Origin of the sequence: Streptomyces lancefieldiae, from assembly GCF_031845825.1 — a bacterium.
GTDB classification, from domain to species: Bacteria; Actinomycetota; Actinomycetes; order Streptomycetales; family Streptomycetaceae; genus Streptomyces; species Streptomyces lancefieldiae.
Genome location: NZ_JAVRFH010000012.1, coordinates 11,610 through 34,027, shown reverse-complemented (window position 1 = coordinate 34,027; position 22,418 = coordinate 11,610). Strand labels below are relative to the sequence as shown.

The window sequence follows — 22,418 nt, the reverse complement described above, 5'->3', positions numbered from 1 at the left end:
CCCTCAGGTCCTTCCGACCCTCTTCTCAGGTTTCCCCCCTACCGTCCGGACGCATGAGTCTCACACGTCACTTGAACCGGGCCCTCACCGTCACCACCGGCCTGCAGGTACGGAGAGCTCCCCGGGCCGCGAAGGGCACGAAGGGGGAGACGTCCGTCGTCCGGAAGCCCGCCGGGCCGCCCGCGGCGACCTACCGATGTCCGTCGGCCGACGAACTGGCGACCGACCGGCTGCTGCGGCGGCCGGTCTTCGTCATCTCGTCCATCCGTTCCGGTTCCACCCTGCTGCGCATGATGCTGGGCGCCCATCCGCGGCTGCACGCCCTGCACGAGCTGCACCTCGGCCGGACGGACGTCGTCTGCGGCAACTGGCACTCCGAGCGCGCCATGAGCGCCCTCGGTCTGGGCCGCGGCGACCTGGAGCACCTGCTGTGGGATCGCGTCATGCACCGCGAACTGGTCAAGTCCGGCAAGGACTTCATCGTCGAGAAGACCCCGGCCAACGCCTACATGTACGGGCGCCTGAAGGACTGCTGGCCGGACGCGCGCTTCGTCTTCCTGCTGCGGCACCCGGAGTCGATCACCCGTTCCTGGCACGAGAGCGACCCCGTCAAGCGGCCGTACGACAAGGCCGTCACCGACGTACTGCGCTACCTGACGGCCGTCGAGGAGGCCCGCGCGGCCGACGCCGACGGATTCACCGTGCGCTACGAGGACATCACCGCCGACCCCGAGCGGGAGATGCGCCGCCTGTGCGCGTTCCTCGGCGTCGACTACGCGCCGGCCATGCTGAACTACGGCAGGAAGAGCGGAAGCGAGCTGGTCAGGGGCCTCGGCGACTGGCGCGACAACATCCGTACCGGAACGGTCCAGCCGGGGCGCGCGCTGCCCAAGGACGACGAGATCCCCGAGCGGCTGCGCGGGATGTGCGAGGCCTGGGGTTACACGTCCTGAGGCGGGGTGCGCAGCGTGAGCCTGGGCCTGGGCGCGTCCGTGCGTCCGGTCACCGGGCGGCGGCTGCCCGCCCGGTAGGGCGCCGGCCAGACGGCACCCGGGCCGTCGTAGCCCTGCTCGGCCGCCGCGTGCAGCGTCCAGTGCGGGTCGTAGAGGTGGGGGCGGGCGAGCGCGCACAGGTCGGCGCGTCCGGCCAGGATCAGGGAGTTGACGTCGTCCCAGGAGGAGATCGCGCCGACGGCGATCACCGGGACACCCGCCTCGTGCCGGACGCGGTCCGCGAACGGGGTCTGGTACGACCGCCCGAACTCCGGCCGCTCCTCGGCCACCACCTGGCCCGTGGACACGTCGATCGCGTCGGCGCCGTGCGCCGCGAAGGCGCGGGCGATCTCCACGGCGTCCTCGGCGCTCGTGCCGCCCTCGGCCCAGTCGGTGGCGGAGATGCGGACCGTCATCGGCCGTTCCCCGGGCCACACGCCGCGTACGGCGTCGAAGACCTCCAGGGGGAAGCGGAGCCGCTTCTCCAGGGAGCCGCCGTAGGCGTCGGTGCGGTGGTTGGTGAGCGGAGAGAGGAAGCCGGAGAGCAGGTAGCCGTGGGCGCAGTGCAGTTCGAGCAGGTCGAAGCCGGCCCGGGCGGCCCGCGCCGCGGCGCCCGCGAACTGCTCCCTGAGGTCCGTCAGCCGGGCCCGCGACAGCTCGCGGGGAGTCTGGCTGCCCGTCCTGTAGGGCAGCGCGGAGGCGGCCACGAGGGGCCAGTTGCCGTCGGGGAGCGGTTCGTCCATGCCCTCCCACATCAGCCGGGTCGAGCCCTTGCGTCCGCTGTGGCCGAGCTGCACGCCGATCGCGGTGCCGGGCGCCCGGGCGTGCACGAAGTCCGTGACCCGCTTCCACGCCTCGGCCTGCCGGCCGGTGTAGAGGCCCGTGCAGCCGGGGGTGATGCGGCCCTCCTCGCTGACGCACACCATCTCGGTCATCACCAGTCCCGCGCCGCCCAGGGCCCTGGCCCCCAGATGGACCAGGTGGAAGTCGCCGGGGAGACCGTCGGTGGCCGAGTACATGTCCATCGGCGAGACGACGACGCGGTTGCGCAGGGTCAGGCCGCGCAGCCGGAACGGGGTGAACATCGGGGGCGTGCCGGGCGGGCAGCCGAACTCGCGCTCCACCGACCCGGTGAAGCGGACGTCGCGCAGCCGGAGGTTGTCGTGGGTGACGCGGCGGCTGCGGGTGAGGAGGTTGAAGGCGAACTGGCGGGGCGGCTGGTCGAGGTACCGGGGCAGGTCCTCGAACCATTCCAGGCTGGCGCGGGCCGCGCGCTGGGTGGAGGCGACCACGGGGCGCCGCTCCTGCTCGTAGGCGGCCAGCGCCTGCGCGAGGGAGGGCTGTTCCTCCAGGCAGGCGGCGAGGGCGAGGGCGTCCTCCACGGCGAGCTTGGTGCCGGAGCCGATGGAGAAGTGGGCGGTGTGGGCGGCGTCGCCGAGGAGGACGAGGTTGCCGTGGGACCAGCGTTCGTTGACGACCGTGCGGAAGGTGGTCCACGCCGACTTGTTGGACCTCAGCGGCCGGCCGCCGAGGGCGTCGGCGAAGATCTTGGCGCAGCGGGCGGTGGACTCGGGTTCGTCCAGTTCGTCGAAGCCGGCCGCCCGCCACACCTCCTCGCGCATCTCCACGATGACGGTGGAGGCGTCGGCCGCGTACGGGTAGCCGTGCAGCTGCATCACGCCGTGCTCGGTCTCGGCGATCTCGAACCGGAAGGCGTCGAAGGCGAAGTCGGCGGCCAGCCAGATGTAACGGCAGCGGTGGCCGGTGACGCGGGGCCGGAAGACGTCGCGACAGGTCTCGCGGGTGGTGCTGTGCACTCCGTCGGCGGCGACGACGAGGTCGTACGTCTCCGTCAGCCGGGCGGGGTCCGGGGCCTCGGTGCGAAAGCGCAGCTCGACGCCGAGGGCGCGGCAGCGCTCGTGCAGGATCTCCAGGAGGCGGCGGCGGCCGAGGGCGGCGAAGCGGTGTCCTGAGGAGGTGTGGCGGGTGCCTCGGTGGACGATGTCGATGTCGTCCCAGCGGACGAAGTCCTGTTTCAGGGCCGCGTGGACGACGGGGTCGGCGTGTTCGATGCCGCCGAGGGTTTCGTCGGAGAGGACGACGCCGAAGCCGAAGGTGTCGTCGGGGGCGTTGCGTTCCCAGACGGTGACCTGCCGGTCGGGGGCGAGGCGTTTGAGGAGGGCGGCGGTGTAGAGGCCGCCGGGGCCGCCGCCGATGATCGCCGCGTGCAGGGGGTGGCTGGTCGTCGCGGGCGGCTGCGGGTGCGTCGTGGCTCCTCGCGCCCCGCGGCGGAGCCGCTGATCGTCACAGCCCCGCGCCCCTGAGAGTGCTGCGGTCCCCTTGGCCGGAAGCATCCCCCTACCTCCCCTGCCACTTGGGCGGCCGCTTCTCCGTGAAGGCCGCGTGGAACTCGGCGTAGTCCTCGCCGTTCATCAGGAGGGCCTGGGTCGAGGCGTCCAGCTCCACCGCCGCCGCCAGGGGCATGTCCAGTTCCGCGGTGAGCAGGGCCTTGGTCTGGGCGTACGCCAGGGCGGGGCCGTCGGCCAGGCGGCGGGCGAGTGAGTGGGCGGCCTCGTCGGCGCGGCCCTCGTCGGTCAGCTCGCTGATCAGGCCGATCCGCTCGGCCTCGGGCGCCCGCACCGGTTCGCCGAGCATCAGCAGGCGGGTGGCGTGTCCGAGGCCCACGACGCGGGGCAGCAGGTAGGCGGCGCCCATGTCGCCGCCGGAGAGGCCGACGCGGGTGAAGAGGAAGGCGAAGCGGGCGGACGGGTCGGCGACACGGAAGTCGGCGGCCAGCGCGAGGACCGCCCCCGCCCCGGCCGCGACGCCGTGGACCGCGGCGATCACCGGGAACGGCGCTTCCCGTACGGCGCGCACCACCTGGCCGGTCATCCGGTTGAAGTCCAGCAGCCGGGCGGTGTCCATGGACAGCGTGGCGCCGATGATCTCGTCCACGTCGCCGCCGGAGCAGAAGCCGCGTCCCTCGCCGGTCAGGACGAGGGCCCGTACGCACCGCTCCCGGGACAGCTCCGCCAGCAGGTCGCGCAGGTCGGCGTAGGCCTCGAAGGTGAGCGCGTTGAGCTTGTCGGGGCGGGCGAGGGTGACGGTGGCGACACCGTCGGTGAGATCGACGCGCAGGTGCCGCCAGTCGGGGGTGCGGGCGGCGGAGCCGGTGAAGGGACTCATGACGGGCGGCCTCCTCGGGCGGGCGCGGCCTCACTGAGCTCCGGGTACCGAAGCACTTCGAAGCTATCACCGTCCTGTGACTGTCGTCACGTAGGCGCGATAGGACGGCTCCCGGACGGATGCCGCCGCGTTCACCCGGGTACGCCGTCCGGTAGCGGGCCGAAGGTCCCGCGAGGTGCCCGTCGAACGGCTCTGCCGGGATGCGCCGTACCATTCGTAGGGTTGAAAGCAGGACAGGACCGCCTGCTCCAGAAACGGATCAGCCGTGCACGATCGCTCTCATGCCCCCGCCTCCTGGCGCATCGCGCTGCCGCACTCCGCCGCGGCCGTGCCGGTGGCGCGTGCCCTGGTCCGTACGGCGCTGGCCGAGCTGGAGCACCCGGCCGACAGCGACACCGCGGAGCTGCTCACGGCGGAACTGGTCGCCAACGCCGTCGAGCACACCTCCGGCGAGACGCCGATCGAGCTGGTGGTGGAGCTGATGCCGACAGGCTGCCAGGTCGAGGTCCACGACCCGGACCCGGCGCCGCCCGGCGACCTCACCCGTCCCGGTGTGGAGCCGCCCGACCCCTGGCAGGAGTACGGGCGCGGTCTGCTGCTGATCCGCGCCCTGAGCTCGTCCTGCGGCCACCGGCCCACCGGGTCCGGCAAGGCGGTCTGGTTCAGGCTTCCTGCGGTACCCGCTCAGCGTCGTCCTCCGGCGTGACCTGCGCGCCGGCCCCGGCGAGGCGGGAGTGCCGGCGCCCGTAGGCGGCGTAGACCAGCAGGCCCACCGCCAGGAACACCGCGAACTGGAGCCAGGTGGCCCGGCCCGTCTCGTAGATCAGGTAGAGGCAGAAGCCGACCCCGAGGAGCGGCGTCACCGGGTACAGCGGCACCCGGAAGGTGCGGGCGAGGCCGGGCTCGCGGCGGCGCAGCGCGATCACGGAGACGTTGACGGCGGCCATGGTGGCGAGGGTGCCGATGGTGCACAGGTTGACCACCGCGTCGAGCGGGGCGAAGGCCGCGGGGAGCGCGAAGACCACGCCCACGATGAGGGTGCCGGCGACGGGGGTGGCGGTGCGCGGGGAGATCTTCTCGAAGACGCGCGGGATCAGACCGTCCCGGGACATGGACATCAGGATGCGGGTCTGGCCGTACATCACGGCGAGCACCACCGAGGCGATGGCCACCACCGCGCCGAAGGCGACGACACCGCCGCCGATCGTGGAGCCGGTGACCTCGTTCACGACGTAGGAGAGGGCGGCGGGGCGGTCGCCGACCGTGTCACCGCCGACGGCGCCGATCGCGGCGACGGCGACCGCGCAGTACAGCAGGGTGACCAGGCCGATGCAGACCAGGATCGCGACCGGGATGTCCCGGCGCGGGTTCTTGGCCTCCTCGCCGGCCGTGGTGATCGCGTCGAAGCCGATGTACGAGAAGAAGGCGGCCGTGGTGCCGGCGCCGATGCCGCCGAGGCCGGCCGGGGAGAACGGGGTGAGGTTGCCGTCCTGGAAGGCGGAGAAGCCGATGGCGCAGAAGGCGACGAGGACGGCCAGCTTGAGGACGGCCATCGCGGCCGTGGCCCGGGCGCTCTCCCGTACCCCGCGCACCAGCAGCACGCAGGCCAGCGCGATGACGATCACCGCGGGCAGGTTGACCACGCCACCGTCGCCGGGCCCCGCCGAGAGCCCCTGGGGCAGCTGGATGCCGAGGACGCTGTCCAGCAGTTCGTTGACGTACTGGCTCCAGCCGACCGCGACCGCGGAGACCGACACGCCGTACTCCAGCAAGAGGCACCAGCCGACCAGGAAGGCGGTCCGCTCGCCGAGTCCGGCGTAGGCGAAGGAGTACGAGGAGCCGGAGACCGGGATGGCGCCGCCCAGCTCGGCGAATGCGAACGCGGTGAACACGCAGGTGATCGCGGCGAGCACGAAGGAGACGACGACGGCCGGGCCGGCCTCGGCGACCGAGTCGGACAGACCGACGAAGATGCCGGTGCCGACGATGGCGCCCACACCGAAGCAGACGAGCTGGAACAGCCCCATCGTGCGCTTCAGGCCGTGGCCTTCGCGGTCGGCGCCGGATTCGGCCACCAGGAGGTGGGGCGACTTGATACGGGAAGCGGGCATTGCGGGTGGTGCTCGTTTCTGGTGGTGCGGAGGCGACGGGTGTGTCGCACGGCGGCCTGCGGAAGGGGTGGCTCCGGGCCGCCGGACAGCATAGGTCGGTTCAGGCGAGGGTGGCGACGAGTACGGCCTTGATGGTGTGCAGCCGGTTCTCGGCCTCGTCGAAGACGACCGAGTGCCGGGACTCGAAGACCTCGTCGGTGACCTCGAGGGAGTCGAGGCCGTGGCTCTCGTGGATCTCCTGGCCGACCTTGGTGCCCAGGTCGTGGAAGGCGGGCAGGCAGTGCAGGAACTTGACGTCCGGGTTGCCGGTGGCGCGCAGGACGTCCATGGTCACCGCGTACGGGGCCAGCGCGGCGATCCGCTCGTCCCAGACCTCCTTCGGCTCGCCCATGGAGACCCAGACGTCGGTGGCGACGAAGTCGGCGCCCCGGACCCCCTCTTCCAGGCCCTCGGTGAGCGTGATGCGCGCCCCGTTCGCCTCGGCCAGCTTGCGGGCGCTGTCGACGATCTCCTGGGCGGGCCAGTAGGCCTTCGGGGCGACGATGCGCACGTCCATGCCGAGCAGGGCACCGGTGACCAGGTAGGAGTTGCCCATGTTGAAGCGGGCGTCGCCGAGGTAGGCGAAGGACATCGCCTTCAGGGGCTTGGCACAGTGCTCGGTCATGGTCAGCACGTCGGCGAGCATCTGCGTGGGGTGCCAGTCGTCGGTCAGGCCGTTGTAGACGGGCACGCCGGCGCAGGCGGCCAGCTCCTCGACCTTCCGCTGGCTGTCCCCGCGGTACTCGATCCCGTCGAACATCCGCCCGAGCACGCGTGCGGTGTCCTTCACGGACTCCTTGTGCCCCATCTGCGAGCCGGACGGGTCCAGGTACGTGGTCGACGCCCCCTGGTCGGCGGCGGCGACCTCGAACGCGCAGCGGGTGCGCGTCGAGGTCTTCTCGAAGATCAGCGCGATGTTCCGGCCCCGCAGGTACCGCGTCTCGTTCCCGGCCTTCTTGGCGGCCTTCAGCTCCGCGGCCAGTTCGACCAGGCCGCGGAACTCGTCCGCGGTGAAGTCGGTCTCCTTGAGGAAGTGGCGGCCGGCGAGGGCGGTCGGGACTGTCGCCATGGGGCGCTCCAGAGGTGCAGGGACGGGGACGCTTGGAAGTCTATACGAACTTCTGAATTTATATACAGTCTATGTTTGCCCGCCTTTCCTCCACAGCCTGCCTTCTTGTCCAGCCTGCCTTTTCCTCCCCAGCCTGCGTCACTGCACGGCCTCGCGCTCCACCGGGCAGCTCATGCAGCGCGGCCCGCCCCGGCCCCGCCCCAGCTCGCTGCCCGGGATCTCGATCACCTCGATGCCCTGCTTGCGCAGGTGGGTGTTGGTGGTGGCGTTGCGCTCGTAGGCGACGACGACCCCCGGCTCGACGGCCAGCACGTTGCAGCCGTCGTCCCACTGCTCGCGTTCGGCCGCGTGCACGTCCTGCGTCGCGGTGAGCACGCGGATCTCGCTCAGCCCGAGGGCCGCGGCGATCGCCCGGTGCATGTGCTCCGGCGGGTGGTCGGTGACCTTCAGGTCCTTCTCCCCCGCGCCCGGCTCGATGGTGTACGAGCGGAGCATGCCGAGCCCGGCGTACTGCGTGAAGGTGTCCCCGCCCACCATGGTCATCACGGTGTCCAGATGCATGACGGCCCGCCGCTTGGGCATGTCGAGGGCCACGATCGTGCGCGCGGAGCCCGCCGCGAACAGCTTGTACGCGAGCATCTCGACGGCCTGGGGGGTGGTCCGCTCGCTCATGCCGATGAGCACGGCGCCGTTGCCGATGACCAGCACGTCACCGCCCTCGATGGTGGAGGGGTAGTCGGCCTGCCCCTCGGACCAGAGGTGGAACGTCTCGTCGCGGAACAGCGGGTGGTGCCGGTAGATCGCCTCGAAGTGGACCGTCTCGCGCTGCCGGGCGGGCCAGCGCATCGCGTTGATGGAGACGCCGTCGTAGATCCAGGCCGAGGTGTCCCGGGTGAAGAGGTGGTTGGGCAGCGGTCCGAGCAGGAAGTCGTCCAGCTCCATGGCGTGGAAGCGCACGGAGTTCGGCTCCGGGTGCGCGTCCAGGAACTCCCGCTTGGTCATGCCGCCGACCAGGGCCTCGGCGAGCTCGCGGGCGGGCAGCGTCTCGAAGGCGGCCCGGAGGTGGTCCGTGGCCAGCACTCCGTACTCCTTCTCGTCGAAGACCCGGTCCAGTACGAGCCGTCGGGCCGCCGGGACGTCCAGGGTCTCGGTGAGCAGGTCGCCGAAGAGGTGCACGGCGACCCCGCGGTCGCGCAGTACGTCGGCGAACCCGTCGTGCTCGGCGCGGGCCCGGCGCACCCACAGCACGTCGTCGAAGAGAAGGGCGTCCTTGTTGCTGGGGGTGAGCCTTTTGAGCTCCAGATCCGGCCGGTGCAGGATGACGCGGGTGAGCCGCCCGGCTTCGGAGTCGACTTGGAATCCCATGCCTCCATCCTGACCATTCGGGCGCCTGTTCATCCCCTGGTTGCGCGGACCCGCGCGCCCCGGGGGCCGCCGCCGGGCCGGCTCCGGGGTCAGCCGCTGGGCCGCGGCAGGAGCAGCTCCGGGCGGGCGAGCGGGCGGCGCGTGGCGTGGCCCGGGACCAGGACCGCCCGCGCGACGATCCAGCCGGACCGGGCGTGGGGGTCGGCCGGGTCACGGGCCAGGTCCTCGGCGTAGCCGTCCAGCGCGGCGGCCGGGTCGCCGGCGGCGAGGTGCTCGTCGGGGGTACGGGGATCGGCGGGGCGGGTGGCGAAGGTGTGGCTGCGGGTGTCGGGCCAGAAGCCGCGGTCCGGGCGGAAGCGGAGGGCGCCGTCCGGCCCGGCCGGTGCCGCGACGTTGCGCAGTCGCCACTGTGTGCGGTGCAGGGCGGCGGCCGTACGGGCCCGGGCCAGCGCGGCCGGGTCGACGGGTTCGCGCAGCCAGCCGTCCAGGGTCCGGGCGAGGCCGGTGACCAGCCGGCGCCCCGGTGCGGTCAGCCGGGCACTGGTCAGCAGGGTGCGCACGACCAGCCGGCTCTGCAGCCGGCGCAGCGCGAAGTGGTAGGCGGCGGCCTCGGCGTGTTCCGGCTCGGCCAGCCGGTCCCGCCAGAAGCCGGCGACGCCGGTGAAGGCGTACGCGCCGTGCAGCAGCCCGGTGAGGTGGCGCGGGTCGGCGCGCCAGGGGGCGTAGTAGCACTCCTCGCGGTCGTCGTCGAGGAGGGGGAAGAGGTGGAGGAGGGCGGCGAGTTTGCTGTGCTGGAACTCGTGGACGAGCGTCTCGGCGAGGGCCAGCGGGGACGCGGGGCGGGATATCAGCATGGCGCCGAAGGAGTCGCCGCTGGAGGCGGAGACCCCGACGGTCGGCGGAGCGGGCGGTGTGACCGCGGTACGGCCGTACGGCACCACGGCCCGGACGGCGGCCGGGTCCAGCCGGCCCGGGCCCGGCTCGGCGCCCGCCCCGGCGAGGACGGCGACGGCGCCGTCGAAGACCCGCTGCCACTGCGCCGCCTCGTCGGCCTCCAGCCGGGCGGGCGGGACCGGGTCGTCGAGGTCGCGGTACGGGTCGAGGTCGTCGAGGGGGATGGCGACGGGGCCGGCCGGGGTGGTGTGGGTGAGGGTCCGCAGGGGGAGCCAGGAGCCGGTCCTCTCCGCGGGGGCCGACGCCGTCTCCGACCGCCCCTCACCCCACGGGGCTCGAGCCCACCGAGCCCCCTCCGCCCCGGACTCCTCAGGCCGGGACCCACCCGACCCCGGCCCAACCCGCCGGGGCCCCTCCGGCTCGGAGCCCTCAGGCCGGGGACCAGCCCACCGAGCCCCCTCCGCCCCGGACTCCTCAGGCCGGGACACCTCCGCCCCCGGCCCAACCCGCCGGGGCCCCTCCGGCTCGGAGAGCCCTCGGGTCCGGGGCCGTTCGCCGGTGTCGTCGTCGGGCGGTGTGTTACGGAGGTCCGGTCGCCCTTGTGGTCCGGTGGGCCGGAGAGGGTCAGTTCGCCCGCTCTCGTCGCCGCCCGGGCGACGGACGGGCCCTGCGGCGCGTCCGGGAGGCGGAGCAGGCCCAGGCCCGGCAGGTGCAGGCCGCCGTCCATGAGCGGGACCGTGAGCACCGCCTCCGTACCGGCGTGCAGTGCCGCGGTGACCGTCAGGACGTTCAGCCGGCCGGCCTCCGCCCACAACGGCGGCCCGGTGGCGGTGCCGTGCACCCGGCGCAGCATGTGGGCGATCCAGCCACCGGTCGTCGGCGCGAGCAGGAGCCGGTCGGCCGCCGCGGGCGCCCGTTCGGCGGCCCTCTTGAACGTGTCCCAGGCCTCGGCGACCGGCGTCAGGGGCGTGGGCAGTTCCGCGAGCCGGTCCAGCAGCGTCCGCAGCAGGAGCAGCCGCCGTGCCCGCTCCCCGCGCTCCAGGAAGGCGACCGCCTCGGCGGAACCCCCTCCGGCGGCCAGTTCCGCGAAGAGCCGGTCCGGCACACGGAACGGGGCGGGGCGCGGCTCGCTGGTCATGGGTGGGGACCTCCGGTCGGTGCGGGCATGCGGGGACCCCGGCGGGCGCACGGCCTCGTCGGGGCTCTCTCGGCGGCGCTGTGTCGTCGGGGCTCTACGTCGGCGGCGGGCGGCGGCTATTCGGCGCGGGCTCCGCCGCCACCGCCTTCGCCGCCGCCTCTGATGCCGCCGCGTGCGCGCAGGACCTCTTCGAGCAGGCGGGCGGTGGGGCCGAGCGGCGTGAGACCGTCCACGGCGGTCAGGGGCAGCGCCGCGACGTCCGCCAGGTCCGACTCCCAGACGTCGGCGCGCCCGAGGGCGACCGGTTGCTCACGGGTGGCGGCTTCGGCATGGCGCAGAGCGGGCGGCTGGTCCAAGGTGCTTCCCCCTTCTCGCACGGTGGCACTCGATGCCCCGTGTCCTTTCCATCATGGCCATTCAGGCCCATGTCGAAAACCGTACGATCACGCCACCTGATCAGCCACGCGCACCCGGCCACCCCCCGGCGCCCTCCAACTCCCGCAAGGCCTTGGCGAGTTCCTCCCTGCGCTCCGGGTCGTCGTCGACGGACACCACGGCGTCGAACAGTTCCCACAACGCCTGCGGACGGTGCCGGGCGAGCCCGTTGAGGATGCCGGTCGCGTCCGTGCGCGCCTTGGTGTGACGGGGCAGTGTCCCGGTGACGCGTGGGCCCAGCGTGGCGACCACCGTCTGCCGCTCCGTCGGGTCGCTCATCAGCGGATAGGCGAGGAGCGCGTCCACGGCCCGCAGCAGCGGGGAGGCCTGCCGCTCCCGGCCGCCCGGCCCCGCCGGGGCGAGGATCTCGGTGCGTTCGGGGCTCTGCAGCCGGATCTCGGGATACTGCAGAGTACGTCCCGCCTCCCTGAGGGCGGCGATACGCGTCCGTACGGCCGGAAACAGTTCCTCCGCATCGGGCGGGGCGGGCAGGACGGCCGTCCGGTCGGCCAGCAGGGCGAGCAGGACGTCGGAGAACAGGCCCGTGGCGCGCACCGGATCGTTGGCGGCGGCCCGGCCCCGTCCGGCGGCGCGGAGCACGGTCTGCCGGTGGGCGTGACTGCGCCGCCCGACCGGCAGCGCGTCGGGCGGCAGCGGCTCGCGGAAGGCGAGCGCCTCCTCGAAGGTCTCGCAGGCGTCCACGATCCACAGTTGGTCCGCGAAGCCGGGCACGGCGTCCCCCGCGTACCGTTCGAGCGCGGAGTCCAGGTCGATGCCCAGCTTGTCGTCGGTGGTGGCGTCCGCGCAGAACAACCGCAGGTGTCCGGACCGGTCGAGGACACCGTGCCCGCCCCACCAGACCCACAGCACGTCGCCCCGGACGGCGGGGAGTTCACGGACGAGGACCCGGCGCAGCGTGGCGTGGTCGGCGGGCGCGTACGGCAGTTCGGGGACGTACGGCGCCAACGGCGCGAGGTGCAGCCGGACGTTGGCCTCCGGTACGCCGGCGGCGCGCAGCAGGTGGTGGAAGCGGACCGCGTCCCGGGCCGGCCCGGGCAGGTCCCAGCCGGGGTCGGCGTCGTAGGCCTCGACGCCGACGACGAGGGCGTGCACGCGCGCCGGGTCCACGGCGGGGGCGGGGAGCGGGCCGGTCACGGGAGCCGGTCCACGATGTGCCGGTACACGGCCGGGTTGGTCCAGTAGGCGCTGTGCGCGGCCGGGAACGGCTGGCGGCTGTCGACGGCGACGTCGGTCACCCGGCCCGGGAACAGACCGGCGCCCAGGTAGGAGAGCAGGTCGCGGGGGTCGTAGAGGTTCAGCCACTCGGGGAAGTGGTCCGGCAGCGGCGCGGGGTGTTCGAGGGAGGGCAGCGACCCCGACTCGTACAGGAACGGCCCCTGGGAGCCGGCCGTGACCAGCAGCCGGACCTGCGGCAGCGGGGTGAGGACCAGGGTGTCCAGGGCGATGATGCCGCCGAGGCTGTGGGCGACGATCGCGACGGGCGGCTCCAGACCGGCGAGCAGCGTGCGCAGTCCGGCGCGGACCGCCTCGCCGCGGCTGAGGTAGCGCAGGACGTCCCCGGCGGCCGGGTGGGCGGCCTCGGTGAGGGCGCGGCGGCGGCGTACGACGGCACCGGAGGCGGCCGATCCCGCGACCCGCAGGACCAGGGAGCGCACCCCGCGTTCCCTGCCCGGGGGCGATGCGCCGAGGGTCCGGGCGAGCCGGTCGGTGACGGCGTCCCGGGTGGCACCGGCCGGTACGAGGGGTGCGTCGGAGTCGAGGGCGTCGGCGATGACCCGGGCGGTCAGGCTGCGGGCGGCGAGGTGCGCGAGGTCGTCCGGGGTGAGGGCCGCGGCCGCGGCGCCGAGCAGCGGGTGGGCGGCCAGGTCGGTGGCGGCGCGCGCCAGGCCGGGGCCCAGGTCGGCCGCCGGTGCGTCGCCCTCGGCGGCGAGGGCGGCCAGCCGTGCCCGGAGGTGCTGGTCCGGTGGCAGGGAGCCGGGCGGCAGCTCGGCCGCGGGGGCGCCCGCGGCGGCGGTGAGGGCGAGTTCGGCGTACGGGTCGGCGTAGAGGGCCGCCCAGGCGGCCGTGTCGTCGTCGGCGGCGTCCGGTGCGGCGGGGCCGCGTCTGGTGCGGGAGGCCGGCGGCAGGCTCGCTCCGTCGGCGGCGAGCGTGGCCCCGTGCTCGCCGCCCCAGTAGTACGGCACGACGCGCAGCCCGCCGCGCAGCGCCGTCACTCCAACGGAGAAGCGCCCCGCGAGCGCAGAGAAGCCCGGTTCGCGAACCCCTGTGCCGTGGATGAAGACGACCGCCGTCATATGCCCCCCGTGACCCTGGTGAAAGCCGTGTACGACTTCCGACGCGACGTCAAATTGAATCTATTCTAAAGAAGTTGAAGCTCCGCTGCGGGTGCCGCTGCGAACACGGGGCCGCCGAACGGGAAATCACCGAACAGAAGACCGCTGAACAAGAGACCGCCGTACGGGTCTGCCACCGGACGACCACCGGACCAACGGGGAGACACATGAGCCCGGACGCGATGATCACGCACTTCGTGGGTGCTTCGGCCGTCATCGTGGTGGCCGCTCAGGCGGCCGGCTGGCTGGCCCGGCGGCTGAGACAGCCCTACATCGTGGGGCAGTTGGCGGCGGGCATCGCGCTCGGCCCCTCCCTGCTCGGCGCGCTGGCGCCGGACGCGTACGCGTCGCTGTTCCCCGGGGAGATCGAGCCCGCGCTGATGGGCTTCGCGCAGTTCGCGCTGGTGGTCTTCCTGTTCGAGGTGGGCTACGAGCTGGATCTGAAGATCCTCGGCGACCGGGCCCGCACTTCGCTGATCGTGGCGCTGGCCTCGTTCGTGGTGCCGATGGCCGTGGGCTGCGGGAGCGCGCTGCTGTTCCGGGAGTCGCTGCACGAACTGGGAATGCCGCGGGACCTCTCCCCCGCCATGGTGGTGTTCGCCGGGATCGCCCTGTCGATAACGGCGGTGCCCGTGCTGACGGCCATCGTGCGGGAGAACGAACTGTCCCGCTCCGTGCCGGGCGTGGTGGCGGTCTCGGCGGCCGGGCTGCTGGACGCGGTCTGCTGGACGGTGCTGGCAGCGGCGCTGATGGACAGCGGCGGCGCCGAGTCGGCGCTCGGCTGGCCGTGGCGGGTCGTGCTCGCCGTCGGCTTCGTGGCCGTGATGGTGCTCGCGGCCCGGCCGGTGCTGCGCCGGCTGCTGTGGGGGACGCGGATGGAGCCCTCGCTGCGGCTGGCCCTGCTCATCGGCTTCGCCCTCGGATCGGCGTGGGTCACGCACTCCCTCGGGCTGCACGTGATCTTCGGTGCGCTGCTCGCCGGTGTGGTGGTCCCGCGTGAGGAGGACGGCACGCTCGACCCGGACCTGTTGCGACCGCTGCACGACGTCAGCTCGCTGCTGCTGCCGTTCTTCTTCGTGCTCTCGGGCCAGTCCGTGGCGCTGAACAGCATGAACGGCACGGGCTGGGCCGTCCTGCTGGTGGTGACCGTGCTCGCGGTCACCACGAAGATCGGCAGCGGGACGCTGGCGGCCCGGGTCGGCGGGCTGGACCGGCACGATGCGCGGACCGTCGGCGTCCTGCTCAGCGCGCGTGGCCTCACCGAGCTGATCGCCCTCAACGCCGGGCTCCAGGCCGGCCTGCTGAGCGCCCCGCTCTACACGGTGCTGATCTTCATGGCCCTCGCCACGACCCTGCTCACCCAGCCGCTCCTGCTCCTGACCCGCCGCCTGGCCGAACGCGACCGTGCTCGACGCCCCTCCCCCGTCCCCTTCGCGCCCCCACCCTCCCAGAACGGCACGACGACGGCACCGGCGGACGTGAGCTAGGCCGGGCACCCGGCGACCGGCACGGGCCGCCGGGTGCCGGGCAAGGGTTCGCGCCCCGCCCGGCCGCCGGGGGTTACAGCGGCATCGGCGCCATGTCGCACTCGATGCGGCGTCGGCGCCGTGCCGCGGTGAGCCAGGGATGGTCGGCGCGGACGACGCCGGTGAAGCCCTCGACGGCCCTGCGCTGCAGTTGGTCCGCCTCCGCGCCGCGACCCAGGCCGCGCAGGTCGAGGGCGAGGTTGGCGGTGCAGGTCAGGGTGAGCGGGTGGTCCTCACCGGCGACCTCCGCGAGCAGCGGCAGGGTGGCCTCGTCGATCTCGCGGGCCCGTTCGAAGTCCAGCCGGGCGTAGGCCGTGTTCGCCTGTCCGATCGCGGTGGTCAGCGTGGTGATGTGCCGCTCCCCCACCGTCTCGGCCAGGCGGCGGGCCGCCTCGTCCTCCTCCTCCTGCGCGGTGTCCAGCGCTCCGAGCGTGCGCAGGGTGGCGGCCAGGTTGGCCCGGGTCAGCAGGGTGTACAGGTGGCTCTCGCCGAGCCGCTGCTCGTAGCGCCGCACGGTCTCCTCGGCCAGCTGCCGCGAGCCGTCGAGGTCACCGGCCAGGCGCCGGTCGACCGAGAGGTTGGTCGCCGTCGCCAGCGAGTCGGAGTGGTCGCTCCCGTAGCGGTTGACGAAGCGCCGCAGCGTCTCCTCGGAGAGCTTGGCCGCCTCGGCGAGCGCGCCGTCCCGGCGCCGGCACACCGCGAGGTTGCGGGCGATGCGCAGGGTGAGGGGGTGCTCGTCGCCGAACGCGGTGCGCGCCCGGCGGTACACGTCCTCCTGGAACTCGCGGGCGCCCGGGTAGTCACCGCCCTCCCGCATGTCGATGGACAGGCCGTTGAGGGTGTTCAGGGTGAAGAAGCTGGACGGGCCGAACAGCAGGTCGCGCAGCCGGGCGTTCTCCTGGTCCAGCGGCAGTGCCTCGCGGAACTCGCCGACCAGTCTGAGGTCGACGCCCCACGAGTGCGTCGCACGCAGGGTGGCGGGGTCGTCGGAGCCGAACAGGGACCGGGCCAGCTCGGTGGCCTCCCGGCTCACGCGCCGCGCCTCCTCCATCCTGCCCTGGTAGCGGCGGGCGTCGGCCATCTCGCACAGGGAGTCGATCAGTTCCTCGGGTTCGACCTCCAGCCTGCGGGAGGTCTCCAGCGCCTTCTCGATCAGCGGGATCGACTCGGGCACCTGCCCGGTCTGCCGCAGCAGGAACGAGAAGCTCTTCGTCATGCGGATGACGTGGATGTCCTCCTCGCCGGAGGCCGCGAGCCAGCGGCCCCAAGCCTCGCGCGCGTAGTCCGCGGCGCCCTGGTGGTCGCCCCAGTAGTAGAGGAACCAGATGGTGTCGGCGACCAGGTCCCGCACCCAGGTGTCGGAGCTCGTGACGGCCTGCGAGGCCAGTACGTGCGGCAGGAGCGCCTGGTAGGCGGGCCATTCCAGGGAGGAGCCGTAGGGGCCCGGCTTGGCCGCCGACAGCAGTTGGTGCGCGGCGCCGCGCATGCGCTCGCGTTCCTCCTCGCCCAGCTTGGCCAGGAGCACGGTCTGCAGCAGGCGGTGCATCTGCAGGGTGTCGGAGCGCGGGTCGACCTTGATCAGGGAGAACTGGCTCAGGTCGCGCACGGCGCGGTTCAGCCGGATCGACTGGCGCAGCAGCGGGTCGACCTCGGGCGTGATGCTGACGCCCCGGCTGCCCCGCAGGATCGAGCGCGGAATGGGCTCGGGGGCCATGCTGGCGCAGATGTCGAGGAGCTGGCGGGCGCCCGGGTTGTTGCGCTGGATGCGTTCCAGCGAGAGGTCCCAGGCGGCGGCGACGGAGACCGGGTAGTCGGGCGTCGGGTCGAGTTCCAGGATCTCGGGGCTGCGCTGGGCGAGCAGGTCCAGGTACTCGTCGACGAGCATGCCGGTGACCGCGCGCCAGGCGCCGGCCTGCTCGACGGCGAGCGGCAGGTCGCCGAGGGCGTCGGCGAGCCGGTCGGCGTCCGCGGTGCTCAGGTCGGGCGAGCGCTTCTGGAGCAGTTCGATGGACTCGGACCGCTCGAAGACGTTCACCGGCAGGGGGGTGGCCACGCGTTCCCAGGCCCGGTTCCGGGAGGTGACGATGACCTTGCCCGGCCCATTGGTGGGGAAGTACTGGCGTACCGCCTCGACGTCCTCGGCGTTGTCGAAGACGAGCAGCCAGTCGTTGTACGGGGCGCCGCTGCGCAGGGCCTCCAGTACGGCGGGCACGGCCGTGTTGGCGGCGGGTGCGCCCAGGCGGTCCGTGCTGGAGGGGGCGACGCCCAGCTGGGCGGCCAGGGTGCCCAGGGCGGCCAGGATGAGGCTCTCGCGTTCGGCGGGGATCCAGCAGATCACCTTGTAGTCGTGCTGGTGGGTGTAGATGTACTCCAGGGCGAGCTGGGACTTGCCGACGCCGCCCAGTCCGTGCAGCGCGTGCGGGAGCACCGCGGCCGTGTCCTGGGCACCCAGTTGCTCCTCCACGGCCCTCAGCAGCCCCTGCCGGCCGACGAACGAGGTGTTCCGCAGCGGAACGTTCACCAGTAGGGCGGGCGTCGCGGTGGTGGTGCTCTGCATGAGCTGCTCAGCCTCCGGGGCTTCGGGTGGGGTGTCGTCGGTTACCAGGGGTGGCACGTGGTCTCCAGGTTCGTCGGGATGGTTCGACGCTGGATCACTGCCTTCTCGGCCGCCGGATGATCCCCCGCCGTCCGCAGGGTTCACCTCAGTGGGTGTACCCGCGGGCAAACCGGCGCCCACCCGTTCGGCCGCACCGGGCGGAAGGCGCCCGGAGAGTTGGGGTTCGATGCGCCTGGCCCGTTCGGAGTAGGGCCCCGAAAGGGCGCGCATCACGGCCAGTTCGCTGCGTGCCCAGCCGCGCTCGGCGGGGTCGGGCAGGGCGGCTCCGGCCGGGTCGTGCAGGGCGGCGCGCAGGGCGACGCCGCGCCGTCCGGCGGCCGGGAGCTCGCCCACCACACTGATGGTGCGGGCGAGTTGGCTGCGGGTCGTGGTGGCGAGCAGCGCCTCGCGGACCCCGTCGGCGAACTCGGGACGGCCCTCGCCGCCGCTGTTCCAGTCGATCAGCCCGCCCATGAGGATCTCGGCGAGGTGGTCGGGGCCGGTCTCCGGCATGGTGCGCCGCCGCATCTGCTCCACCAGGTCGAACTCGAAGGGGATCGCCGCCAGTTGGGTGGCGAGCCGGCGCGCGGCGGGGGTGGCGAGGGTGAAGAAGCGGCGTACGGCGGCGGTGGCGGCGCGGGGCAGGCGCGGGGCGCGCAGACCGGGTGCGGGCGCGCCCTTGGCGAGGGCGCCGGCGAGGACGACGGGCAGGGACCGGCGCACACCCCGCTCGCCGGTGACGAGGTCGGCCCAGGTGCCGAGGGAGGCGTGCTTGAGGGACAGCACGGGCACCGGCACGGAGCCGTCACCGGCCTCCGGCAACGGGCGCAGCGGGTCGGGGCCGCCGGGCGGTGCCCAGTGCCCGAGGCCGTCGTTGGGGGCGCCGAACCCGCCGGCTTCCAGGACCGCCGGGTACGGGTAGAGGGAGGTGCGGTGGCGCAGGTGCGGCGGCAGCAGGTGGACGAGGGCCGTGGGGCCGGCGTGGCCGAGGCGGCCGAGCAGGTCGTCGGCGGCCGGGGCGGCCCAGCCGTGGGCGAGCCCGTCGGTGACGACGAGGAAGACCCGGCCGCCCCTGCCGTCGAGGAGTTCGCCGGGGTCGGCGGCGGCGCGGTCGGCGGGCCGGCGCAGGGTGGCGGTGCCGGTGCGCGGCACGTGCACCCGCACGGCGCGGACGCCGCGGAAGGCGCCGCTGTGCTCGGCGGCCTCGGTCAGGCGGGCGCAGGTCTCCTGCCAGATCCGCATGGTCGGGGCGTCGTCGACGAGCAGCACGAGGTCGAAGGCGGTGGCTCGGGCGGGCCGCAGGAAGGGCAGCCACAGGCCGTCGGAGACGCCCTGCTCGGCGGTGGTCTCCTCGTCGAGTTCCAGGGTGTGGCGGGAGGGGATGCGCCGGGCCAGTTGGTGCAGGGCGCGGGCGAGCAGTGCGGTGGCCCGGCCGGGGCCGGGCTGCGGGCGCTCCTCGGCGGGCAGCAGCGGTCGCCCGATGTGCAGGGTGAAGGTGCCCTGGGTGTCGGGTAACAGCCGGCGCGGGGTGGGCGGCTCCACGGGTGCGCCGTCCGGGTGACCGGTGACCCGGGGCCGGTCCGCGGGGTCGGGTGGCGGTGCGGGCGGCGTGGTGGGAGCGGCGGTGCCGGAGGCGGTCGGCCGGGGCGCCGGTGCGGGATCGGCGGCGCGCGGGCTCTCCTCGGGCGAGGGCGGGTCCGGCGGCCGTACGTCCTCGGTCGCGGGCGGCTGGGTGGGCCGTGGGCGCGCGGGGGCGGGGGCCGCTTGCGGACGGCCGCCGCCCGGGCCGCCGTGGCGGTCCCAGTACGCTGCGAGCCAGACCGCTTCGGCCACCTCCCGCCAGTCCGGGTCCGAGGGCCCCGGCTCGTCGGGGTGCGGCCGGTCGCGGGCGGGCGCGTCCGGGGCCGGGGCAGCGGTCAGCGCCCCTCCGTACCCACTCGCGCCTTCGACGGACTCGGGGAACGCCGATGGAGGCGACGCCCCTGATACGGGATCACCGTCGCCCGGTCCGGATGCGCGCTCCCTGGGAAAGCCGGTCATTCAGCGGCCCTTCGCGAGGTCGCGGAGGAGCATTTCCACGAGCTTACGCCCGTCACCGTCCGCCTGGAAACCACCCGCGGTAGTCATCTGGACGGCGTTGAGCAACTGGTCCAGGGAGTGGGTGCCGCCGGACTGGATCTGCCGTACGAACTCGTCCACCAGGGACTCGGTGCCCTCGGGCCGGATGCCCAGGTGCCCTTCCACCAGGGCGAGCAGCTGCTCACGGCCGGGGGTGCGCATCTCCAGCGGCAGGCAGCGCCGGCGGAAGGCGGCGGGGAACTCGCGTTCTCCGTTGCTGGTGATCACCACGACCGGGAACTCCCGGCACTCGACGCGCCCGTCCCGCACCAGCGCCTGGCCGGCGGGGTCGCTGGTGTGGACGCGCGCGGTCCCCGCGGCGTCGCGCACCAGTTCCGGGACCTCATAACTTCCGTTCTCCAGGACGTGCAGCAGGTCGTTCGGCAGATCGATGTCGCTCTTGTCGAGTTCGTCGACAAGGAGTACCCGGGGACGATCGTAGGGCAGTAGAGCGGTGCCCAGCGGCCCGAGGGTGATGAAGTCACCGAGAACGGGCGGAAGTTGACGCCGCGTTGACGAGACCGCCGGGTCGGCGTCGCCCGGTTCGGCCGCCGGGGCCTGCGCGTGGGCCGTCGCCGGTCCGGCCCCGTCCGGTTCCCGGGACGCGGTGCGCAGTCCGGCCTGCCAAGCGGCGATGGCCTGCGCGCGGCCCATGGCGTCGTGGACGTACAGCCCGTCCCGGAGCGTGGTGCGGCTGACGATGTTCCACTCCAGGACCCGGCCGAGGCCCAGTTCCCTGGAGATCACGTAGGCGAGCGTGGACTTGCCGATTCCGGGCGGGCCGGTGATCAGCAGCGGCCGGCGCAGCAGCAGGGCGGCGTTGACGGTGTCGATCTCGTCGGGGCCGAGCCGCGGGGTGACGTCGCCGGGGCCCAGCCGGCGCACCGCGGCCTCCGGCTCGTCCGGCGGGGCGGGCTGGGACGGTGCGCCGAGGAACCGCCGCCAGGGCGGCGCCTGGGGCAACGGGGGCGGGACGACCGGCGGGCGGCCGGTGCCGTGGAACACGCGCCAGCCGTTCGGGGACGCCTGCTCGTGCGCGTTCATGCCGGTGCCTCCTCGCCGGCGAGATCGCCGGGGTCGATGGTGTGCATGTCGACGATTCGGGTGGGATCGTCCCAGAAGAATCCTATGTGCCGCCCGAGGAGCCGGCCCGGGCCCTGCTGGTTCAGTTCGGCGTTCTGCCGCAGGCGGTGGATGGCGAGCGGGATCTGACCGGGCGTCGGCACCGCGGCGAACACGGCCGTCACCACCTCCCGTCGCTCCTCGGGGAAGGTTCCCCTGCGGTCCCACACCGCCAACCCGATGCCCTCCGCTATGGCGGCCTTGAGCGCCTCCATGGCCAGGACACCGGCCGGGGCGTCCAGCACCACGGCCGTGTGCCTGCTGTCCCCCGCGAGTGTCGCCTGCCACGCGTCGAGCCGCCGTCCGTCCGGCTCGCTCCAGCCGTGCACGCCGACCCCGTGCTGCCGCAGCGCGTGCCAGCGCTCCTGCCACTGGTGTCTCACCAGCGCGTCGTCGGTGCGCATCCGTTCCAGACTCCGTAGATGGACCCCGTACTTCAGCCCGAGCGGCAACGGCCGCCCGTCGCCGACCTGGTACGTCAAACCCGCCACATCGTGGTTGAGCAGGTCGTACGGAAGGACGAACTCGACGTACGCCGACGGCTGCCGGTGTCCACCGGAGGGGGCCTGCGGGGGCGTGGCCCAGAGCCGGGCGCCCTGTCGCAGCGCGTCGTCGACGGCCGGGCCGAGCGCGTCCAGGGTGGTCACGGCCGGTGCGCCCGGCTGGGGGTCCCAGTGGCCCGGCACGGTGTTGAGCCAGGGGCGTACGACGACGTCGTCGGAGCCGTCGCGGGCGGGCTCGACGGCGACGATCAGGCAGCGGGGGACGTCGGGGTCCCGCACCACCCGGGTGCGCGCCTCGCGGCGCCGCTTCAGCTCCTGGGCGAGGCCGGCCCGCTGCGCCCAGTCGTCGACCCAGCCGGACAGGGCGGCGCGGTGGCCGCGCGTGGTGGCGAGGAGGGCCGCCCGGTCGAGCAGCAGGACGGCGGGCGGCAGGCCGTCCGGCTGGGCGTTCCACGCGAGGACGTGGAGGAAGAGCTGGTCGGGTGTCAGGCCGGTGGGGAGGTCGAGGCCGTTGAGTTCCTCGGCGAGGTCGTCGCGCAGCCGGACGGCGTCGAGGTCGCCGTCGGCGAGGACGGCACGCGCGCCGGTCTCGTCGCCGGGGCCGAGCGGGCCCGGCGGTGCCTCGGGCGCGGCGGGCGGGTCGGGGGTGAGGAGCCGGTCCAGTTCGTCGCCGGCGGGGGCCCCTTCGAGGATGCGCACCACGGTGACGAGCACGCGTTCCCCGCCCGCGACGTTCAGCGCGGTGCGGACCAGGGTGACCACGTCCTCGCGCTGCTTGACGCCCCGCAGGTCGACGGGGCGGCCGAGCTGTTCTCCGAGCACCGCGGCGAACTGGCCGCGCCCCTGCGGGTCCTCCGTGCAGCTGAGTCTGCACAGGGCCTCGGTCAGCTCCAGCAGCAGTGCGAGCCCCCGCGCATGCCGCGCGTCGTCGTCGGCTCCGCCGAATCCCGCGCCCGTCTCCACCGACTGT

15 protein-coding genes are annotated in these 22,418 nt (G+C 73.8%); 3 read left to right on the top strand and 12 right to left on the bottom strand.

Annotated features, from left to right (window positions below; translation table 11 throughout):
• Positions 1–53: 53 nt before the first annotated feature.
• The gene (locus RM812_RS14620) at positions 54–953 is read left to right on the top strand and encodes a sulfotransferase family protein (protein ID WP_311572959.1); all 900 of its coding nucleotides are present in this window, start codon (positions 54–56) and stop codon (positions 951–953) included.
• On the opposite strand, the gene RM812_RS14615 is transcribed toward RM812_RS14620, so the two are convergent.
• Complete coding sequence (locus RM812_RS14615; RefSeq protein ID WP_311572958.1) at positions 941–3,346, bottom strand: bifunctional salicylyl-CoA 5-hydroxylase/oxidoreductase; 2,406 nt, start codon at positions 3,344–3,346, stop codon at positions 941–943. The genes RM812_RS14620 and RM812_RS14615 overlap by 13 nt on opposite strands.
• 4 nt (positions 3,347–3,350) lie before the next feature.
• Positions 3,351–4,178, bottom strand: coding sequence for an enoyl-CoA hydratase family protein (locus tag RM812_RS14610; RefSeq protein WP_311572957.1), 828 nt, complete (start codon positions 4,176–4,178; stop codon positions 3,351–3,353).
• Between the two features lie 265 nt (positions 4,179–4,443).
• Between RM812_RS14610 and RM812_RS14605 the strand changes: the two genes are divergently transcribed.
• Positions 4,444–4,884 (top strand): ATP-binding protein, encoded by a 441-nt coding sequence (locus RM812_RS14605; RefSeq protein ID WP_311572956.1) that lies wholly within the window; start codon positions 4,444–4,446, stop codon positions 4,882–4,884.
• Here RM812_RS14605 and RM812_RS14600 read toward each other — a convergent pair.
• The 7 genes from RM812_RS14600 to RM812_RS14570 all read right to left on the bottom strand — a co-directional run bounded on the left by RM812_RS14600 (position 4,841) and on the right by RM812_RS14570 (position 13,544).
• Positions 4,841–6,289 carry an amino acid permease gene (locus RM812_RS14600; RefSeq protein ID WP_311572955.1) on the bottom strand — a complete coding sequence of 483 codons (1,449 nt, stop codon included), beginning with the start codon at positions 6,287–6,289 and terminating at the stop codon, positions 4,841–4,843. The two genes, RM812_RS14605 and RM812_RS14600, sit on opposite strands and share 44 nt — an antisense overlap.
• Positions 6,290–6,389: 100 nt before the next feature.
• On the bottom strand, positions 6,390–7,397 hold the full coding sequence (argF, locus tag RM812_RS14595) for an ornithine carbamoyltransferase (RefSeq protein WP_311572954.1): 1,008 nt from the start codon (positions 7,395–7,397) through the stop codon (positions 6,390–6,392).
• 138 nt (positions 7,398–7,535) lie between these two features.
• Positions 7,536–8,762: an arginine deiminase gene (locus RM812_RS14590; protein ID WP_311572953.1), complete on the bottom strand. Its 1,227-nt coding sequence runs from the start codon at positions 8,760–8,762 to the stop codon at positions 7,536–7,538.
• 89 nt (positions 8,763–8,851) lie between these two features.
• Positions 8,852–10,144 (bottom strand): aKG-HExxH-type peptide beta-hydroxylase, encoded by a 1,293-nt coding sequence (locus RM812_RS14585; RefSeq protein WP_311572952.1) that lies wholly within the window; start codon positions 10,142–10,144, stop codon positions 8,852–8,854.
• Between the two features lie 766 nt (positions 10,145–10,910).
• Positions 10,911–11,150 carry a hypothetical protein gene (locus RM812_RS14580; RefSeq protein ID WP_311572951.1) on the bottom strand — a complete coding sequence of 80 codons (240 nt, stop codon included), beginning with the start codon at positions 11,148–11,150 and terminating at the stop codon, positions 10,911–10,913.
• Between the two features lie 100 nt (positions 11,151–11,250).
• Positions 11,251–12,384, bottom strand: coding sequence for an effector-associated domain 2-containing protein (locus tag RM812_RS14575; RefSeq protein ID WP_311572950.1), 1,134 nt, complete (start codon positions 12,382–12,384; stop codon positions 11,251–11,253).
• Positions 12,381–13,544: a hypothetical protein gene (locus tag RM812_RS14570; protein WP_311572949.1), complete on the bottom strand. Its 1,164-nt coding sequence runs from the start codon at positions 13,542–13,544 to the stop codon at positions 12,381–12,383. Before RM812_RS14570 ends, RM812_RS14575 begins: the two co-directional genes overlap by 4 nt.
• A gap of 206 nt (positions 13,545–13,750) precedes the next feature.
• Between RM812_RS14570 and RM812_RS14565 the strand changes: the two genes are divergently transcribed.
• The gene (locus RM812_RS14565; protein WP_311572948.1) at positions 13,751–15,070 is read left to right on the top strand and encodes a cation:proton antiporter; all 1,320 of its coding nucleotides are present in this window, start codon (positions 13,751–13,753) and stop codon (positions 15,068–15,070) included.
• 73 nt (positions 15,071–15,143) lie between these two features.
• Here the strand turns inward: RM812_RS14565 and fxsT are convergent, their stop codons facing one another.
• From fxsT to RM812_RS14550, 3 genes are read right to left on the bottom strand one after another with little or no spacing between them, the layout of a single operon-like run.
• Positions 15,144–19,745: an FxSxx-COOH system tetratricopeptide repeat protein gene (gene fxsT, locus RM812_RS14560; RefSeq protein WP_311572947.1), complete on the bottom strand. Its 4,602-nt coding sequence runs from the start codon at positions 19,743–19,745 to the stop codon at positions 15,144–15,146.
• Positions 19,746–20,867, bottom strand: coding sequence for a MoxR family ATPase (locus tag RM812_RS14555; RefSeq protein WP_311572946.1), 1,122 nt, complete (start codon positions 20,865–20,867; stop codon positions 19,746–19,748).
• Positions 20,864–22,411, bottom strand: a complete 1,548-nt coding sequence (locus RM812_RS14550) for a VMAP-C domain-containing protein (protein ID WP_311572945.1) — start codon at positions 22,409–22,411, stop codon at positions 20,864–20,866. The genes RM812_RS14555 and RM812_RS14550 overlap by 4 nt, the downstream gene beginning before the upstream one ends.
• Between the last annotated feature and the right edge of the window lie 7 nt (positions 22,412–22,418).

Coding starts and splice junctions, on each gene's coding strand:
- RM812_RS14600 (WP_311572955.1), bottom strand. CDS start 6,289: ATGCCCGCTTCCCGTATCAAGTCGCCCCACCTCCTGGTGGCCGAATCC.
- argF (WP_311572954.1), bottom strand. CDS start 7,397: ATGGCGACAGTCCCGACCGCCCTCGCCGGCCGCCACTTCCTCAAGGAG.
- fxsT (WP_311572947.1), bottom strand. CDS start 19,745: ATGACCGGCTTTCCCAGGGAGCGCGCATCCGGACCGGGCGACGGTGAT.
- RM812_RS14615 (WP_311572958.1), bottom strand. CDS start 3,346: ATGCTTCCGGCCAAGGGGACCGCAGCACTCTCAGGGGCGCGGGGCTGT.
- RM812_RS14570 (WP_311572949.1), bottom strand. CDS start 13,544: ATGACGGCGGTCGTCTTCATCCACGGCACAGGGGTTCGCGAACCGGGC.
- RM812_RS14610 (WP_311572957.1), bottom strand. CDS start 4,178: ATGAGTCCCTTCACCGGCTCCGCCGCCCGCACCCCCGACTGGCGGCAC.
- RM812_RS14565 (WP_311572948.1), top strand. CDS start 13,751: ATGAGCCCGGACGCGATGATCACGCACTTCGTGGGTGCTTCGGCCGTC.
- RM812_RS14590 (WP_311572953.1), bottom strand. CDS start 8,762: ATGGGATTCCAAGTCGACTCCGAAGCCGGGCGGCTCACCCGCGTCATC.
- RM812_RS14620 (WP_311572959.1), top strand. CDS start 54: ATGAGTCTCACACGTCACTTGAACCGGGCCCTCACCGTCACCACCGGC.
- RM812_RS14555 (WP_311572946.1), bottom strand. CDS start 20,867: ATGAACGCGCACGAGCAGGCGTCCCCGAACGGCTGGCGCGTGTTCCAC.